The 18,119-nt window shown below is 36.8% G+C and carries 17 protein-coding genes; 6 read left to right on the top strand and 11 right to left on the bottom strand.

Translation table 11 applies throughout. The features are described 5' to 3' along the window. The first annotated feature begins 213 nt into the window (after positions 1–213). A complete protein-coding gene (locus ACPWTF_RS01285) occupies positions 214–663 on the top strand; it encodes a response regulator (protein ID WP_427874071.1) in 450 nt (149 codons plus the stop codon). Positions 664–961: 298 nt separating this feature from the next. After that, positions 962–1,102: a hypothetical protein gene (locus ACPWTF_RS01280; RefSeq protein ID WP_427874070.1), complete on the top strand. Its 141-nt coding sequence runs from the start codon at positions 962–964 to the stop codon at positions 1,100–1,102. A 39-nt stretch (positions 1,103–1,141) separates the two neighbouring features. Here ACPWTF_RS01280 and ACPWTF_RS01275 read toward each other — a convergent pair whose 3' ends face one another. The 6 genes from ACPWTF_RS01275 to ACPWTF_RS01250 form a co-directional block, all read right to left on the bottom strand. After that, positions 1,142–1,372 carry a DUF6965 family protein gene (locus tag ACPWTF_RS01275; RefSeq protein ID WP_427874069.1) on the bottom strand — a complete coding sequence of 77 codons (231 nt, stop codon included), beginning with the start codon at positions 1,370–1,372 and terminating at the stop codon, positions 1,142–1,144. 428 nt (positions 1,373–1,800) lie between these two features. Then, a complete protein-coding gene (gene mobC / locus ACPWTF_RS01270; RefSeq protein ID WP_427874068.1) occupies positions 1,801–3,537 on the bottom strand; it encodes a conjugal transfer protein MobC in 1,737 nt (578 codons plus the stop codon). A gap of 167 nt (positions 3,538–3,704) precedes the next feature. After that, a complete protein-coding gene (locus ACPWTF_RS01265; protein WP_427874067.1) occupies positions 3,705–4,598 on the bottom strand; it encodes a hypothetical protein in 894 nt (297 codons plus the stop codon). A gap of 51 nt (positions 4,599–4,649) precedes the next feature. Next, entirely contained in the window at positions 4,650–5,495 is an 846-nt protein-coding gene (locus tag ACPWTF_RS01260; protein WP_427874066.1) for an abortive infection family protein, read from the bottom strand. A 264-nt stretch (positions 5,496–5,759) separates the two neighbouring features. Beyond that, positions 5,760–7,004: a relaxase/mobilization nuclease domain-containing protein gene (locus ACPWTF_RS01255; protein WP_427874065.1), complete on the bottom strand. Its 1,245-nt coding sequence runs from the start codon at positions 7,002–7,004 to the stop codon at positions 5,760–5,762. Then, a complete protein-coding gene (locus tag ACPWTF_RS01250; protein ID WP_427874064.1) occupies positions 6,992–7,381 on the bottom strand; it encodes a plasmid mobilization protein in 390 nt (129 codons plus the stop codon). Before ACPWTF_RS01250 ends, ACPWTF_RS01255 begins: the two co-directional genes overlap by 13 nt. A gap of 328 nt (positions 7,382–7,709) precedes the next feature. Here ACPWTF_RS01250 and ACPWTF_RS01245 point away from each other — a divergent pair, with 328 nt between their 5' ends. The 3 genes from ACPWTF_RS01245 to ACPWTF_RS01235 all read left to right on the top strand — a co-directional run bounded on the left by ACPWTF_RS01245 (position 7,710) and on the right by ACPWTF_RS01235 (position 10,076). Beyond that, positions 7,710–8,000, top strand: a complete 291-nt coding sequence (locus tag ACPWTF_RS01245) for a hypothetical protein (protein ID WP_113678673.1) — start codon at positions 7,710–7,712, stop codon at positions 7,998–8,000. 181 nt (positions 8,001–8,181) lie between these two features. Beyond that, the gene (locus ACPWTF_RS01240; protein WP_427874063.1) at positions 8,182–9,714 is read left to right on the top strand and encodes a DoxX family protein; all 1,533 of its coding nucleotides are present in this window, start codon (positions 8,182–8,184) and stop codon (positions 9,712–9,714) included. An 80-nt stretch (positions 9,715–9,794) separates the two neighbouring features. Then, positions 9,795–10,076 (top strand): hypothetical protein, encoded by a 282-nt coding sequence (locus ACPWTF_RS01235; protein WP_113678676.1) that lies wholly within the window; start codon positions 9,795–9,797, stop codon positions 10,074–10,076. A 58-nt stretch (positions 10,077–10,134) separates the two neighbouring features. Here ACPWTF_RS01235 and ACPWTF_RS01230 read toward each other — a convergent pair whose 3' ends face one another. The 5 genes from ACPWTF_RS01230 to ACPWTF_RS01210 form a co-directional block, all read right to left on the bottom strand. Continuing rightward, a complete protein-coding gene (locus tag ACPWTF_RS01230; protein ID WP_427874062.1) occupies positions 10,135–12,147 on the bottom strand; it encodes an alpha/beta hydrolase family protein in 2,013 nt (670 codons plus the stop codon). A 77-nt stretch (positions 12,148–12,224) separates the two neighbouring features. Further along, the gene (locus ACPWTF_RS01225; RefSeq protein ID WP_427874061.1) at positions 12,225–12,803 is read right to left on the bottom strand and encodes a hypothetical protein; all 579 of its coding nucleotides are present in this window, start codon (positions 12,801–12,803) and stop codon (positions 12,225–12,227) included. A gap of 12 nt (positions 12,804–12,815) precedes the next feature. Beyond that, complete coding sequence (locus ACPWTF_RS01220; protein ID WP_427874060.1) at positions 12,816–14,225, bottom strand: RagB/SusD family nutrient uptake outer membrane protein; 1,410 nt, start codon at positions 14,223–14,225, stop codon at positions 12,816–12,818. 10 nt (positions 14,226–14,235) lie between these two features. Then, the gene (locus ACPWTF_RS01215) at positions 14,236–14,580 is read right to left on the bottom strand and encodes a hypothetical protein (protein ID WP_427874059.1); all 345 of its coding nucleotides are present in this window, start codon (positions 14,578–14,580) and stop codon (positions 14,236–14,238) included. Next, positions 14,556–17,261, bottom strand: coding sequence for a SusC/RagA family TonB-linked outer membrane protein (locus ACPWTF_RS01210; protein WP_427874058.1), 2,706 nt, complete (start codon positions 17,259–17,261; stop codon positions 14,556–14,558). The genes ACPWTF_RS01215 and ACPWTF_RS01210 overlap by 25 nt, the downstream gene beginning before the upstream one ends. A 495-nt stretch (positions 17,262–17,756) precedes the next feature. Between ACPWTF_RS01210 and ACPWTF_RS01205 the strand changes: the two genes are divergently transcribed. Further along, the gene (locus ACPWTF_RS01205; protein ID WP_427874057.1) at positions 17,757–18,026 is read left to right on the top strand and encodes a helix-turn-helix domain-containing protein; all 270 of its coding nucleotides are present in this window, start codon (positions 17,757–17,759) and stop codon (positions 18,024–18,026) included. Positions 18,027–18,119: the final 93 nt, after the last annotated feature.

Genomic DNA, 18,119 nt, shown 5'->3' with positions numbered 1-18,119 from the left:
GATTTTTATTCAATGGAATTGGCAAATTGTCTTATTATGCTTATTAATCAGTCTTCCATTTTGGCTTTTTAAATATAATTCGTACATTTATTAGGTATTAACCGCCCTACGGATATAAATCAATCCTTTATAGATTTCCGAAGACTCATAAGTTTGATTGTCATTTGGAGATTCTTAAATTTTGTTTTCTGTTGCTGCAAAAACTATTTAAAGATGTCCAAACTCACCGATTCTAAGAAAGTTATTTTTATAGCTGACGATGATGAAGATGACAGACTGCTGTTTTTGGATGCTGTCGAGGATCTGGATCTGCCGGCCGCCGTCCAGGCTGCGCGTGACGGGCAGGAACTTCTCCACACACTTGATAATAATAAAGACCGCCTGCCTGATATCATTTTTCTGGATATCAATATGCCGATCAAAAACGGGTTTGACTGCCTGGAGGAAATCCGAAGCAGGGAAGATGCTTTGAAAGAAGTAAAGATCGTTATGCTCTCCACCAGCAAAAGCCCCGATAATATAGAGCTTTGCTATAAGCTCGGCGCTGACTTCTATGCCGTGAAGCCAAGCACTTTTCAGGGACTGAAAGATCTTCTTAAAAAAGTATTTGAAATAGACTGGAGCAGTTTCCAAAAAAGCAGCAATAAATTTCTGCTTGCCTAAGCAGAATATCCGCATTATACCTAAGGAAACAAAAACTTTAATCGTTCGGAAATTCCTGCTAAGACTGAAAATGTATGCATCCATTTTTTTAACCTGGTTACCTACTCTTGTTTTGATTTCCTAAAGCGAAACAAAGACAAGGGTGAATTCCAGCTTCGCTTAATTTCAACAATCAGAAAATCATAAGCTCCTGCTTAGATAAAATTTGAATTATGATAAATGAAAAAGTAAAACTGTAAATGTTTTTCCAGCGTACGCAATAATTTTGCGCTATTCAAATAATTTAAAATTGCAGATAATGAAAACGCACGAAAAGAAAAGAACCAATGAAATAGAGAAAGCGCAGGATTCAGTAAAAAGAAAAAGCATAATCATCAATGCAATGGTTTTTTCAATACTCTCTTTCATAGCAGTCCTTCTGATTACACAAATCGCCTAAAGCATTTCCCTGCCAATTAAAAACTAAAAAGAATAAACTTTATGACTCTTGCTTCTGTTCTTCAGTAGCGGTTCGCTTAATCAGGAGATAAAAATCTTTAAGATGCCACCAGGCAGGGCACATTTCCAATCGGCCGTTGAAAGTCCTGATCCCTGTATAGCAGCTTTTTAAAAAAAGCTGGGAATCGGTAATCTTTGCCCAAGGCTTCCAATCCACCTGTAAAGGAGGCGGCGTATTGTCAAAATATCGTTTAATTTCTTCGTGATTCATAAGGCAAAATTAGCCAAAAAGCAGAAGTCTGTCAAGGTGTAAAACCTATTATGGCTGCAATATCTTTAACGTTTCGGCGACGATTTTATATAGCAGACTGAGCGCCACAGATTTGTCGCTATTGAGATAAATGATACTTTTTGTAATCCCAAATAAAATAATTTAAATTGGAGTAAAATCATGTCTGAGTTTTTTGTTTTTTTATTATCAGGTGGACTAGAGATGGATTATGAAACATACGCTGAAGCTCTGAATCTATAAGTTCTGAGATGTCCTGTTTTACCTGAATGTAATTACGCTCTACCATTGTCCTGTTGATGGTCCTTATAGGAGCGATATCTTCAAAAGAATCCTGTTCTTTTTTAAGCGCTTCATGGTCATTTATGATATCGCAATGAAACGCTTTAAGGTCTATCCTGCAGTCCGGATCATCTGCAACAATTCCCACAAATTCTCCAGAGCTTAAAGTGGAAATGGTAGAAGCGGGAACTGCGGATTCCAGTTGTTTGGAACCTGCTGATGGAAGTATCGGACCTGTTGATGGAAAGGCTTTCACGATCCTGCATTATTTTGCCAAATCGCTCCGACAGCTGTTTTGCAGTATCGCCAGTCACCTGTCCGCTTATGATATTTCCTGTAATGTTCAGTATTACATCTGCCTGCTCTCGCCCGTAATCCTTACGGAGCTGGCTGAAGTCCTGAATGCCCAGGCAAGTGCTTACTTTGTTACTTCTAGCAGTGGCAATAAGACTGTCCATATTATTGAGGTAAATAGTCGGGAATTCGTCGAAAACCAAACTGCTTTTCAATTTCCCTTTCTGGTTAACCTGTTTGATAAGCCTGCTGACAAATAAAGAAAGAACTGCTCCATAGGTCTGTACTTTCTGTGGGTTGTTTCCCATACATACTATTTTGGGTTCTAATGGATTATTGATATCCAATGTGAAATCATTTCCAGATAGCACATAATACAGCTGGGCGGAGGAGAGCCTTGCCATTGAAATCTTTGCAGAAGCTATTTGTCCCTCAAGCTGCTCCATCACATCGTTAAGGTAGGCGCTGACAAATGGATTGATGAGCACCTCAATTTCCTTTTCAGTACGCAGCAGTGTAAAAAGACTGTCATAATCTGCCTGCATGAGTTCAATTACATGCGGCAAGGTACAGAATTCCCCGTCATTATACCTACGCAGGTACCAGATAACAGCAGTAAGGAAATTAATGGGGGATTCCACAAAAAAATCGCCCTGCTTTTTGATCCATTCCCGATTCAGCCCTAAGAGAATGGTACGGGCTGATTCGGCGGCATCGGTTATATCGTTCATAGATTTCGGATCAAGAGGATTGCAGCGGTGCGAGCGGCTCAGGTCATCAAAATTGATGATGTAAAATTTTGGCTCAATAGCATAAAGATGTTTGAATTTCTTCCAGGTGTTCCATGCAATAAGGGTAAGGTCATCAAACTTAAAATCATACACGAACATACTGAACTTTTTCCGGATATGCTGGGTGATGATATGGCGGATTACAAAGTAGGATTTGCCAGAACCGGGTGTACCCGCAACCAATATGCTTCGGAAAGGATTTATGATATTAATCCAGCTTTTGCGAAGCTTATTCTTCAGATAATACTGGGCAGGAAGATTGATGGAGTATTCATTTTCCAACAGCCGTTCTTCCTGTGGGAAAGTCTCATTCTCCTTATTGAAAATATCTTTGGAATTGAGCTTTCTCTTTATCAGACGTGATAGGAGCGTGCCGCCTGATAAGATCAGGAGAAATCCCGCCGAAGTGATAATGATATACCAGACAAAATCAGTGAATGCAATTAATATGAAATAACTGCTAAAGTATAACATTAAACCTAAAGCAAGATAGTAAACTGCGCCTCTAAAGGTCAGCTTTTCATTTTTTCTGCCCTTTGCACCTAAAAGCGAAATGAAGAGAAAAATAAGGGAAAGCAGTTTTGAGATATGAAAGCTGCCAAATAATCCCGTACGGAAAACATTTCCCAGCAGTTTATCGCTGAAGGTAAATGCAAGGTTCCATTCTTTAAAAATGTCATATCCATAATAATAGAAGTGCAGGCCTAAAAGCACAATAGCTATTAGTCTTGTCATATCTAAAATCTTTCTAAGTGCCTGTTCGTTCTCTCCCGTCTGCATGCTTTCCCGCTTTAGAATTATTTAGAAAAACTAAAATTAGAAAAGAGCTATAGAGAATCCTAACCCCGTTAAATTTTGCATAGAAAGGATTATTGAATTTCGCTGTTTTTTAATGGATAAAATGATCTAAGAAAGATTTAGAACTGATATTAGGATATGCAGCTATTTTAATTCTTATCTGAATTCCCTGTGAACTTATCGATTTCAGATGAAGTAGAAACAGTCTTTGCATTTCCCTTAACCATAGTCTCGGTAACGAAAATTACTTCTCCCTTTTTATTGGCAAAGTAATCGGAGTGAAGTACTCTAAAATGTCCTTTCCTAAAGTGAGGTATTTTTGATAGTGGTGAGTTTTGATTTTCTTTAATCTTTTCTGATGATTGAAAAGTAAAGTTTTTTGCCAACTTATTTTCGTTTTTTTCTAATAGGTTTTGTGGCACTCCATTAGACACACAATCCGGGAAGCACTTCATATAAGCAATCGTATTGATGGCAAGACGAAATACTTTTGCTTGAGTTAGAGAAATTGCATCATTTTTTTTATTGACATCTGCATAGAATCTATCCGACATACGACCGCCATTTTCTCCCAGCGCAAAGTACAGGTCTACACCGCCATCATCTTCAATGCTTAAAGAAAAAGCATAACCATCAGCTTCATAAGGTAAATGCAAAGCAAATTTATACACTACCGTCTCCCTTTTTTCATTGGAGTATAAATGAAGAATTTCTCTTTTCTTTCCATTTTCGTAAAGGAATTTTTTAATGCCTTCTATATCCGATAATGGAGTTTTTTCAAGGAAGTCACGCAATTCCCTATCCAGAAAGAAAATATGCAAAAGTTCTCCCATATAATCATCCCTCCACAATTCCAGCCCTGATATTATGAGTCCTCTAGACTGCGGAGTTTCAGATAGACCTAAAGGGGCGTTTAAAATATTTCGCCGAAGTACAGTAAATATCTGGTCATTGGTAAAATCAGGGGTGAATTTTTTTTGAGTCCCATAGTAATGATGCCAAAAATATTTTAATGGTTTGCTGTAATAGATTTTTTTCCCCATATCAATTTACTTAGTTTAGTAATTAGAAATATTTAGCTGGCAAATGTGATGTTAGAATGAAATATCATTCCAATCAGTTTTGTTTTCATCCTTTGATTTATTTATGCGATTTTCTAAGGCTTCAATAAATTTTATCATACTCGAAATACTATTGAAAACTAGTACACTTTCTTCATAATTAAGGATAGGATTGTCGTGAGCGAAACTCTTGTTATTTCTTATATCATTAAAAGAATCCAAATTACTAATTGAAGTTTTGAGAATTCTTTTGGACATTTCAGTTTCGAGGAAGCCCGTTTCAATTAAAAATTTGATATACTTTCCAAAGATACTATGTAAAGCTTCATCAGCTGTATATTTGATTCCGTGCTTTTTACATAACTCTCTTATATATTTCATTACAAAAGTATGTAGTCGATCTAACGCAATTTCAGGCAAATTTTTTTCTATACTCTCTCTAATTGATTCAGAAAGTTTTTTAAAATCCACATCGTCTGAATTGGGTTTTATGGCACCTATGTCATCCACTATATTACCTTGTAGCCTTTGAGTTATTTTTAGGGATTCCTGATAAAGCTCTTCACTATTTTTAAATTCTTTCTCATCTTTTTGATACCATGAGGTTGATTGTTGTTCTTTCAGCTTTTCAAAATAGTGATGAGACATTTCTTGAAGAAGCTTTCCAACAGTATTATCGTTTTCAACTTTAATAAACTGTCTTAATCTATTTGCCTTTGAGTTAGATGAATAGTGGTATTTTGGATTGTCAATATCTAACCCTGTAACTGCCCCAACAAATTCTTGAAAAGTTCGGTCTGAAAAATCGGCAACATATCCGCTACCCATTCCTAAAAATTTTTCAATTTTAGCTTTTTCTTGAATGCTTAAATCTGCCATAATTTGTTTATTTGAATTATCGACGGTGTTCCTGTCATAAATGGTTTATAATTATGGATTTGTTGATTGACAAACAAATCTATAAACAATATTTTTATTACAAATTAAATGATTTTTGCTCTATTAAATGTATTTAATTCAATAGATTCATAGTACAAAATTTGGTGTAATGTTTTATAGAAGTGAGGAATTTTAGTCTAATTTATAAATTTGAGAAAGCAGAAAAAGACTTATAGATAATATTTCGAAAAAAATTGAATCCTATTATATTTTTCTTCTATTTCGTTTTTTCTTTTTAAACTGCTTAGGCAAATACTCAAGAGTCATTTCAGGTTTAAGTATTGAATCTAATAATTGTATAATAACAGAGGAATCGAAAGTTTTTACAGAAGCATTTTCAGAAGAGAATGTTTCCAGCCGTTTATTAATCCAATCTCTTTTATCCAGATTGAATTTATTTCCACAGCGTCCTATTATTGCCTTTGCACTATACTTTTTACCTAAACTTGATCCATTAAAAACATTTTTTGTAGTATGGTCGATGTAGGTAATGCCATAAACTAATCCTTCACTACTTGTTCTAAAAACGGTTTTTATTCCTTCCTTTTCCAAAAATAGGGAAAGCTGATTTACATTATTAATGTTTTCGCGTAAAATGGCCATGTCAATTACATTTTTCAGTCTTGCTTTATCGGATTCTTTTCTGGGTTTATTGCTTATAAATTTAGACTCCAAAAATTTTAATGTAGGCTTAAAATAAAAATCGCTGGCTTTAATCGGAACACCAGTCGGAATTCCTTTTTCATTGAGTATGCGGTACACTATTCCCTTATTCAAAAACACTTTTGAATTCTCACTGCCACGATCGGCCAATACATTATAACATTGCAATACAGCATTAAGTTCGGCAAGACTTGAATATCTATAACTGTATAAGACTTGATTGAGAACTGCTGCAAGAGCTTTTTTTGATTCAATTTTTCCATAACAGACTTTTCCCATTGAGATAGGCAGTAAGTTAAACTGTTTATTTTTATTGAGACTTTCAGCTTTAATAAGTCTGAAAGTTTCCTCAATTTCTTTTCTTGCCGGTTCAGATTTTCTTATCCCTAAATGGTGCAGGTCAATCCTTTTTCCGTCCCTTTCAATATTAATGGTTATTACATGGATGTGCGGATGCCCTGCGTCAAAATGCTGATAGACAAGGTAGGGCTGTTTCCCAAAACCTATCTTGTACATGTAGGTATTTGCAATTGCCATCAGTTTTTCTTTTGAATGATTTTCTGATGGGTCAAAATTCAGAGAAATATGTACGCTGTTGCGCTTGGTATTATCATTTAATTGAATCCTTTCAGTAAAGCGGCTCAGCTTCATTGCATCGCTCATTTGAGATATGTCTAAAAGAAAATTTGCTGCCCCGATGCATTCAGCCTTGCCAGTTTTAACTTTGTTTTCATTGTAGTTAAAAATACTTCTTATAGAATTACCTGTTTTGATTATTGAAACCATTGTTCGGAGATTTTTTGAATATGATTATGAATCTCATTTATCTTTTCAAAGAGCTTTCTCTGCTTTAATTCAAAGCCAATTGTCCATTCTTTTGCATCGTAAATCTGACTTAATGTGTGAAGTTTTCTGGTGGTCTGATTTAGGTTGTTTCCTATAGCATTAAGCTCATTTCTAAGGACGATTAGCTCTTCAACAAAATCATCTAATGACCTGTTTCGGTAAGTACTAATAATTGCTTTCCCAAACAATTGTTTGCGCATGTATTCACTTAATTTCCGGCAGGTTGTCGTCCTAAATTTTGACTCTAATACTGTATATTCCGAGGGTGTCAAACGAATAGTGATTTTTCGTGTTTTGTTTGAATTTTCTCTTTCCATTCTCGCTGTCATAATTATTCATCAATCTCATTTTCTAATAAGAAATCTGCTGTATTTTTTTTTGTATATGGATTTCATTTTTAAACTTCCAGCAGCTTTCATGTATCTCTGATCCCGAGTTCCGAGGATAGATCAGCCAGATCCGGTTGTCCGACAATCGTTCATCTGGCCGATTGCAGGAACGTGGCAATCCTGAACCCTTTTTAAGAAAAACTAAATTAGAAAAGGCTTTAGCAATAAGCAATCCCCGCTAAATTATGACTGGGCTTAATTCTTTAAAGCTTTTTACATTTACTATTTCTAATTATTAATTAAAAACGTGGAAGTTATGATTACAAAAAATGAAGTGTCCAAGGTTTATGATACGGTATTGAGTATCCCTGGAATGAATGAAATGGTGAAGATTGATTTGAGGATTTCACGAAAAAATGTTTTACTGTTGTGCCGTCTTATAGAGCAAGGACTCTTGGCTGAAAAAGATGCCGCAAGTCTGATAGGTATTCTTTCGAATGAAAGTGTCAATGAGCTTAGAAATTTTTCAGACGACTGCCTGCAGAAATCTGGTCTTGTCGAGCTGAACCAAAAGCTTTTGGAATTAAGCGCCGGCCTCAAAGATTGATTTTAAAAATAATTTTTTGTGCTTTACAGATCTGCAAGATTTGTAAAGCACATTTTTTTTGCAGGAAATTGGCTTGATTTTGAAAACTTTTGGCTTGATTTTGTCAACAGTTTTTTTTAGTGAACGATTTAAATTTGTGTAAGCATTTTCAGTAAATGAATTACGATACAAAATTTCAATTATGAAACTACAGGAAAATTATAAGAAGCTGATTATTGAATTGATATGTTTTCTATATGCACTTTTGTTTGTCTATGCCGCGATGAGTAAACTTGTTGATTTTGAAAGGTTTAAGGTGCAGTTGGCACAGTCTCCCGTACTTAGTATTTATGCTGAATGGATTTCCTATTTTGTAATTGGTTTTGAGCTGATTATTTCGGGGATGCTTTTATTTTCGGCTACCAGAATCATCGGTTTGTATGCAGCATTTGTTTTAATGAGCATGTTTACCAGCTATATTTTTATCGTACTTCATTACAGTTCTTTTATACCCTGTTCATGTGGAGGCATCCTGGAGAAAATGAGCTGGAATACCCATTTGATATTTAACTCGCTTTTTGTCATGCTGGCTATCGTTGCAATTATAATTCATAAAAATAAGCGTCAAGATGATTTTCCAATAACAAAAAACAGCAGTAAAATCTGGATTCTATTGGCTTCTGCTATAATGGCTACAACAGCTGTTGTTATCTTATTCCTTTCCTCAGAGCAGGCTATTCATCATAAAAATCCCTTTGTCAGAAGATATCCAAAAAAAGCAATCGAACTTGATAAGACTATTGATCTAAGATGGAATTCCTATTATTTTGCAGGTTATGAAAAAAATATCCTTTATCTGGCAAATTATACAGATCCCCTGCATCTTCTTTCCATTGACAGTGATGGAAAACAAAAGAGGATAAAACTGTATTTAGATTATCGTAACCAATCTTTTAAATCAATAAAAATTGTAGTTCAAGACGGCTGGTTCTACTTGTTTGATGGTACACTGCCGTGCATATACAGAGGAAATACCAAAGATTGGAAATTAACGGCAGAATTGAAAAGAACCCCAAAATTTAGCCTGGCGCAGCCCATGGACAGCGTTACTATTGCATTTCGGAATAACACTGGTAATGACAGAGCGAATGTAATAGGAATTTTTAGTGCAGAAAAAGATACCGTTTTGTATTCGCAAAACCTTCTTACAAGGCAGATTGACGGAATATTTGATACAGACGGCATACTGCTCTACAACCAGAACAGGAAGCAGATCCATTACATTTATTATTATCGCAATGAGTTTATCACAGCTGACCGAAATGGGGAGCTTATGAGAAGAAGCAATACTATTGATACCAATAAACAGGCTAAAATTAAAGTAGCATATCTCAAAAATAATACAGAAAGGCAGATGGCAGCTCCTCCCTTAAAAGTGAACTCGATCAGTGCAGTTAGAAATAATCTTTTGTTCATCAATTCGAAAGTGCCCGGAAGATTTGAAGATGAGAAATTTTGGAAAAAATCTTCAGTAGTAGATGTTTATAATTTGGATAACAATAGTTATGTCCTTAGTTTTTATGTCCAGGAAATTCCAAACCAGAAAATCCAGAACATTTTTGTAACCGATGATCATCTTTATGTTACAGCAGGTACAAATCTGATGGTTTTTAATCTCGGATATTTGTTAAAAAGTGAAATGAAACGCGAATCAGAGCTTAAAACTGACCGCTGAAAAATATATTGGCCGATATCAGGAATTAGATCGAAAACCTGTAGAAAAAAGTAGATCACGTTTAATTTAAATTTATAGTTATGAATACGATATTTTTAAAAAAAATGATGCCATTTGCCATAGTAATGGTGACCGGTACAGCTGGGGCTTTTTTAACCACTTCCATGCAGAAAACTGCCGGTAGTGCTGCTCCTGAAATTGGATATGTTACAGACGATAACAACATCCCTTGTAACAAAGAAGTGGATTGCAGCACAGACTTTAATTTACAACTCTGTCGTGTAAGCTATGCCCCTCCAGGACAACAAGCTAAAGGCAAGGATAATAATTGTGATGAAACGCTTTATCGTCCTTCCAATTGAATCATGTTTAACCAGAAAAGCAATGCAGTTCTTGGAACTGCATTGTTTTTTTGAGATATCAATTTTTATCAATCCATTGCTCGGGTGTTTCATCTTTAAGATAAAACCCAAACCACTGTATTATTTTGCGTGTCAAGTCTCTTTGATTTATGGGATTTGTAATAGTGTGTCCTTCATTTGGAAACAACAGCATTGTGTTTTTTTTGCCAAGTCTGCGAAGTGCCATATGAAATTCTACTGTCTGATGCCAGTCAACATGATTATCTTCCTTTCCTGCATAGGATAGTAGAGGAGTCGTTATATTTTTAACAAATTCAATAGGAGAATTTAGATTATAAATTTCGGGAATTTCAGATGGAGGCTGTATCATTTTCAACTGCCCGTGTATGAAATAATTCATAGTAGGACGGCCAGTGTCCCAGTCTACTGTATGGTAGTAACTTTTAATGTTTGTAATTGCCGCACCTGCTACCGCCGCCGCAAAAATTTTTGTCTGTGTTATGATATAACAAACCTCAAAACCTCCGAAAGAATGCCCCATCAAAGCAATTTTGTCCGGCTTAACAAGTCCTCTGGCGATGATTTCTTTTGTGGCTGAAATTGTATACTTTAAAGCGGAAAGGCCTTCATTCTGTTTTTCGGATATTATATCGGGACAAAGCACAAAATATCCCTGACTGGTTAATACCACAGGATTGAAGCCTGCTTCATTTTCTAAATCCGGTAAAGAGTATTTGTAAAGATTTTGAGTCTGCTTTTCATAGATATTTACAATCATAGGGTATTTTTTATCCGGATTATATGATGCAGGATAGTAAAGCAATGCGCTCATTTTTATTCCATTCTCGTTTTGGAATTGAATTAGTGAGGCGCTTCCCCAATCGTAATCTGCCTGATGCGGACTGCTTTGAAATACAGTACGGGTAACTTTATCCTTTTGGAATATAATTTTTGGAGGTTTGTCAAATCTTTGCTGCTGATAAAACAGTACTTTTCCTTGGTCTGTAGTGTGGAGTTTGTCAATATAACAGCTGTCATAGACAAGGGGTATTTCTCCAGTAATTTTTTTCCATTTAAAAAATCCTGTTCTGCCATCCTCGCCAGTAGCTGTAAGCAAAATTGGATTGGAAAAATTAATTGATTTATATCTATAGCCATCATAGCTTTTCTCAATTTCCGAAAATTTTCCCGGTGCATATATTCTGAATTGGATTTGTTTTTCCCTCCCTCTGGTAAGTCTTTTTAGAGTAAAATTCTCAGGTGAAATTGTCCATATATCATAATTATCATATACTACGAGCTTATTGTCGTTTGCAGTCCATCCAACTGGAGTCAGTATAAAGTTTCTGCTGTTTTTTTGATTGGTCAGCGAAAGGTATTGCGAAATAATTCGGCGGGTAATGTTTGTGCATTTTTTTGAAGCTGTATTATAAATCCAGCAGCTATCATTAAGTATGTAATTTATATATTTACCTTCAGGGGAAGAGATAGGAAGTGGTTCAGATGGACTTATTTTTTTATTTTGAAGCAAGAGTTTTTTTTCCCCTGTCAGCAGATTTAAAATATAAAAATCGCGGGGGGCATCATATTCAAACTGAGGCTCATACTTTTTTGGATCAGAAAGGACTGCATATTTTTCATTGCCGCAAAGCATTACTTTGGATAATTCATCAGAGGTGAGTTCGGAAAACTTTCCCGTTAAAGGGTACCATAAAGCAAGTCTATTTTGCTTTTTAAAACGTAAACTTTTCTGCATAAAAGGGTAGATGTATGTATCGCTGCTTTTCCAAATTTCTACTTTAGATACAGCATCTTCTGTACTGTTAAAAGAATTCTCTTTTTTATGGCTTATTGAAAAAAATACCCGTTGAAAATCATTGCTAATAGTTATAGCATATTCTGCACTTTCATTAATAACTGCTTGAGATGGAAAATTATCTTTCGTCTTTGGATCAAGGACGTAAAGGCTTTTATTCTCCAGTATATAATAATAAAGTTTTTTGTTTTCTGTGCCAGAATTGGGTTCCGTCAAAAAAGATACTGCCCTTTCTTTCTTATCCCATGTCAGCATCTTAAAATTCACAGGTTTTTTCTCATGAATCCATGTGGTTTTAGTTTTTTGCCCTAATTCTAAGACGCCAATCGAACTTAAATTTTGATCTGCAATGGAAAAGAGAATTTTTTTATTGGCAGGCCCATTTTCATGCTGGTAACGTTTTCAATTGTCGATAAAATCTTTCCATTTTGATCAAACACACTAATGGACTGCTTTTTTGTGAGTTGAGATTTTGTCATTACTACTAATCTCTCAGAGTCTGGCGAAGAAAAATAACCAGCAACATTGGCTATTGTTTTTTTGTTGCCATTCTGAAGATCTAGAATATGAATTCTATCAGCATCCTGATAAACAAAACTATTATCTCCCAGAAAATCAGGTTTAGTGCCAAGCGGAAAGGAGTACAGTTTGTTTTTTAATGTATTTTTTACGTATAAGGTATCTTTTCCGTTTTTATAGAACATTGAAAAACCGACCCAGTTTCCATTGCGCGAAGGTTTATGGAATAGAAAATTACCAAATGAATCATAATCTGATGCCGTAAGGCTTTTTTTTTGCAATGCCTGCCCCCGTAGGGGACAGACTACTAATAGCAAAATAAAAAATAAAAATAAAACTGCAGCAGGTACAGCGGTAAAGCCGCCCCTGTTTTTTAGATATGAAATATTCATGTGATGTATCTTTTAATAGCCTTCATTCTGCGGCAGAAGATTTGGATTGAGTTCCAATTCGGTCTGAGGCAGTGGAAATAAGATGTCGGTTGTGTTCCATCCCGGCTTTTGAGCTGATAGAAAGGTGTTTATATCTCCTGAACGTTTAAGGTCAAAAAAGCGATGGGCGTATTCGGTAAAAAGCTCATGTCTGCGCTCTTCGGCTACAGCCTGAAGCAGTTCTTCTTTTGTGGAAATATCCGTACTTGTAAGGCCTGCACGATTTCGTATTTTGTTAAGATCTTCTCTGGCACCGATAATATCGCCCTGCTTTGCACGTGCTTCTGCACGGATGAGATATTGTTCAGCCAGACGCATCACAATTGAATACTCGACAGAAGACGCAGTAGTGCTGTTTTTCTTGTACTTATACGCAAAGTACCACTTAGAGGCACCGCTGGAAACTGAACCCATCCAGTGCGTTTTTCGCAGATCATCCGAAGAAAAGGAATTTACCAGAATGTTGTTCAGACAAACTGTTCTTGGAAGACCGCTGGCAAAAATAAATGCGACCGCTTCATCCGTATTTTTTCCTGAAGCTGAAGGCTGCAGCTGCCAGATTGTTTCTTTTGACTCCTTTAAAAATGCACTATCAATATTTTCAAGTGAAAAAGTTCCAGATTCATTGAGCACGGCAGATGCGCTGTCGGCAGCCTCTGCCCATAAACCAGAATAAAGATATACCCTTGAAAGCAAAGCTCTTACAGTAAACTTAGATGGACGTACCCTTGTACTGCTTAATTCAGCTGTATTTAAATTTACAGCAGCGAGCTGAAGATCAGTCTGAATCAATTTGTAAATTTCTTTAACAGGAAGTTTGCTGACAACAGTATTGATTTTATATTCTGTTGTGGTGACGTATGGGATATCCCCATACAGATTGACCAGATAAAAATGCAGCAGTGCCCTAATAAAAAGAGCTTCCCCTTCAAGCTTTTGTTTATTTGCTGTTGACAGGGATACAGAACTCCTGCTGCCTTCAAGCACGGCATTTGCTGCATATATATTGCTATAGGCTGCTTTCCAGTAATCGTTCACAGAGGAAGTGGAAGGCAGCAGATTATTGGTATAAAAATTTTCAGTAGTACTGAGCGGGTTTCCAAACCATGTCAGTTCATCTCCATAACAGCCTAGCTGGAAAGAGATTCCCACTCCAGAACCGGTCAGTATTCCGGTATCCCTCATTTTGGAGTAAATACTGGTCAAAGCGGCATCTGCGGTCTGATTATCTTCAAAAACACTTTCTTTGGTCAGCTGGTTCTCCGGCAAATCAATATCTAAAAAAGAATCGCAGGAAACAATTAGAAATGCCAATGACAGTACCAATTTATTCATGGATATTCTAGAGTCCCTTGTGAATGAGTTTGTGACTATTTTTTTCATGGTCTATTTTTTAAAAAGTTAGCTGTATGCCAAAAGTCATTATTTTTAATGGCGGAAGAAATCCTGTGCTTATGAATTCGGGATCTCCATCTTTGTATTTGGTAAAGGTGAGCAGGTTCTGGCCCTGGGCAAACAGTCTGCACTGAGTCTTAAATCCTGTCAGCGGAAGATCATAGGATAATGAAATATTTTTAAGCCTTATGAAGGAGGCATCACTTACTGCTGCCGTGCTTTCACTAAATCGTGATCCTGCAGTTACCGCGGCTGCGTTATATCCGGCAGTAAAAATCTGGTAAGAAGCTGTATCTCCGGGATTCTGCCAGCTGTCTTTCAGTTTCTCTGGCTGGTTATACATCTGTCCTGCAGTGGCCTACCCGGATAATTGTAGTTTTTCTGGCTAGCAAATTGAAACAAAAAATCAAGCTTTATGCCTTTATAGCTCAGCTGATTCTGAAGCCCGCCGAAATATTCCGGATTCAGGTCACAGATGATCTGCTTATCACCAGCGGCTGTTATTTTACCGTCGTTATTCAGATCATTAAACTGATAGATGCCAGTGAGGGGATCAATGCCTTTATAGTCGTATAAAAGAACAATGTTCAATGGTTTATTAATGCGGTATCTCTGGCTGTAGGTTGACCCTTCAAGCCCCGGAAAACTAAGCAGTTTGTTTTTTGAAAAGCTGATATTCAGATTTGAAATCCATTGAAAAGCTCCCTTGTTTAGATTTACAGTACGAAGCGTAAATTCTAAACCGGAGTTTTCCACTTCGGCATCAAGGTTTGACTGAAGGCTCTGAAAGCCTGTAGTTGAAGCCATTGGTATACCTACCAGCTGATTAGAAGATCGATTTCTGTACCAGGCAGCCGTCAAAAAAAGCTTATCCTGTAGAAAACCAGTTTCAATTGCTGCTTCCAGTTTTCTATTGGTTTCCCATGCAAAATTCGGGTTATAGAGGCTCGTTGGCTGTAAACCTACATTTCCATTGTATAAGACTCCTGATACAGAATAAGTATCAAGGAATTTGTAATCACCGATTTGATCGCTGCCGGTTGTTCCGTAGCTGGCTCTTAATTTACCAAATGAGAGCCAATGGAGACCTTTGGCAAAGTTCTCTTTTGAAAAAAGCCAAGCAGCTCCTGCGGCTCCAAAAAAGGCAAACTGATTTCCCGAACCAAAACGGCTGGAACCATCGCGACGTGCCGTAAGGTTTAAAATATAACGTTCTTTATAGTTATAATTGGCTCTTCCAAAGAATGCCTGATATTTGTACAGGGTCTCGGTATCTGCAACTGCACGTACTGTGGTAGCAGAAGAGAGGTTATAAATTAGGCTATTGGATGGGAATCCTGTCCCGGACTGTACAAGCTGATCTGTTGACTGGTTCTGAAAAGTAGCTCCAAGGAGAAGTTCCAGTTTTCCTGCACTGAGATTTGAGTTCCAAGCGAGCTGCGGTTCCACAATCCATGAATTCCGGCTGGTATTGTTCAGAAATAGTGTAGAGTACGAACTATTGTAATTAAGTTTAGGGTCATATACTGTAGAAGGCGAAATCCTTGTTTCGGTATGACGCAGATCGCTGTACCCAAAACTGCTTTTTATTAGAAGCTTCTCTGTTATTTCATAAGTAAGTACCGTATTGGCAAGGAAATCATAGCTTTTGGATTCGAATTTTGCCAGTAGATTAGCAAGCGGGTTCTGCCATGTACTGCCTTCCCAATTGAGGCTTCCATCCTTATTGTACAAAGCAGGAGCGTTTGGAGCCAATGTCTGTGCTACAATAGTAAGATCCGAAGACGGCTGGTCATTATCCTGAACTGTATATCCTGTTGAGAATTGTATTTTGAATTTCTGATTTTCTGACCGGTGGTTCAGACTAAACTGTGAACCGCCTTTTTTATACAGGAAATCACCGGGATAAACGGTAGTTTCAGTATGATAGTTTCCGCTGAGAAGAAAATTGGTATTTTGTGATCCTCCAGAAACTGTACCCTGAAGATCTGTAAAAACAGAAGTGCCTCCAAGCAGCTCTTTCTGCCAGTCCGTATATCGGTTCTGATCCCATTTTCCATTAATATCATAGGCAGAGGCAGGATAGGTTGTTATACCGTCATTGGCATAAGCCTGACGGCGCATTGCTAAATACTGGGAAGTATCCATTAGTTTTATAAATTTGGTAACACTCCCGGTTCCTGTGGTCGCATTTACCGTAAATGTCGTTTTTCCGCTTTTTCCTTTTTTTGTAGTAATCAGCACAACACCGTTTGCACCACGTGAACCATAAATAGAGGTTGCATCGGCATCTTTAAGCACTTCTATGCTCTCGATCTGGTCCGGATTGATTCCGTTAAGAGGGCTGGTCAATGTTGGGAAAAGAGTCGCGGTCTGACCGTGACCGACAGTGTCAGAGGAATAGGGCACGCCGTCTATAACATATAGGGGAGCATTTCCTTCAGCCCGCAGACTGTTTTGACCTCTTATTTTTATATCAAAATCTCCGCCGGGCACTCCCGTTGTCTGCGTGATGGAAACCCCTGCCATACGACCCTGCATGGCGGCAAGGAAATTGGTTACCGGCTGTATTTCAATATCCTTGGAAGTAATACGGGCAATGCTTCCCGTGCGTTCGCTTTCCTTTACAGAATAATAACCGGCATTCACCCTGACTTCCTGCAGGGTAGTAGTATCGTATTCCAGCTTAATATCAATTTTATTTCTTCCGTTAACTGGAACCAGTTTCGTTTTGAATCCTATAAAAGATACCATTAGTGTATCGCTGGAAGAAACTGCAATGGAATATTGACCATTGTAATCTGTGATTACGGCATTATTTCCCCGTCCCTTTATAGCAACGGTGACACCGGGAAGGGGAGCAGTTCCATCACTGACGGTTCCATGAACCTGATGCTGCTGATAAGAGAAAGTGAAATGCCGATTCGAATTTCCGGCGATTGATGATGAGAAAGACAGCAGTATGCCAGCAAAAAATAGGCAATAAAGCGCTTTCCCATCCTTGTAAAATGAAAAATAATTCATAATATTGGGATTGGTTAGTTAAATATGATTTGATTAGCTATAAGTCCTCTGTTACAAGTTGATCGCTTTGCAGGGGGCTTTTAACATTAAATAATCAATAGAGATTGAAAATATGTTTTGGGTTTATTGCATATTCTAGATAGTTTAAGTTAGACGTATAATTTTGCAATACAAAAATTGTAGATTTGCTAGAATCGTGAAGAGTTTCGGAAAATAAAAAAAAGGCGTAGAACTCAGCTTATTGCCTTAGAGGTACTGGTATACCGTTGCAACAATAAGTGAGCCCACGCCAGAAGACGTGAGCATCTTACTTATCATCTCGTTGCAAAAATTACCAGTTTTCTAAGGCGAGATTCAAAGCGAATGCTTCAAATATTTTTTATGAAGGATCGCAAAAATAATATATTTAAAATAATATATTGTCGTAAAGATAAAAAATAAAATGACAAATATGTCATTGTTTGTGATTTTTTTTCTTGGTTGCTTTGATATACTATGGGACAAGTTAAAAATGACAAACTACTTATTGCTGTAAAGCTAGTTCTCAAAGAGCTACGTTTAAAGACTGGTTTGACCCAAGAACAAGTATCTAATGATATTAAGGCAAATAAAAATTTGTCTATACATATAGCAAGAAACGAGTCTGCTAATTTGAATATTACCATTAGCACGCTTTATGAATTATGCGATTACTACCAAATATCAGTTTCAGATTTTTTTACTAGAGTTGAAGAGTTGGATAAAGAGTTAAAAATTAAAAAATAATTAGTATCCTAAGTCTTTTTACAATTTTCTTTTGCAAATATTTAAATACCTAATTGCATTTCATTTTTTAATGTTATTAAAATTTAAAAAATG

This window comes from Flavobacterium sp. MMS24-S5 (assembly GCF_050320125.1).
In the GTDB taxonomy this organism is placed as follows: domain Bacteria; phylum Bacteroidota; class Bacteroidia; order Flavobacteriales; family Flavobacteriaceae; genus Flavobacterium; species Flavobacterium tyrosinilyticum.
This window is presented reverse-complemented; position numbering and strand designations above follow the sequence as displayed.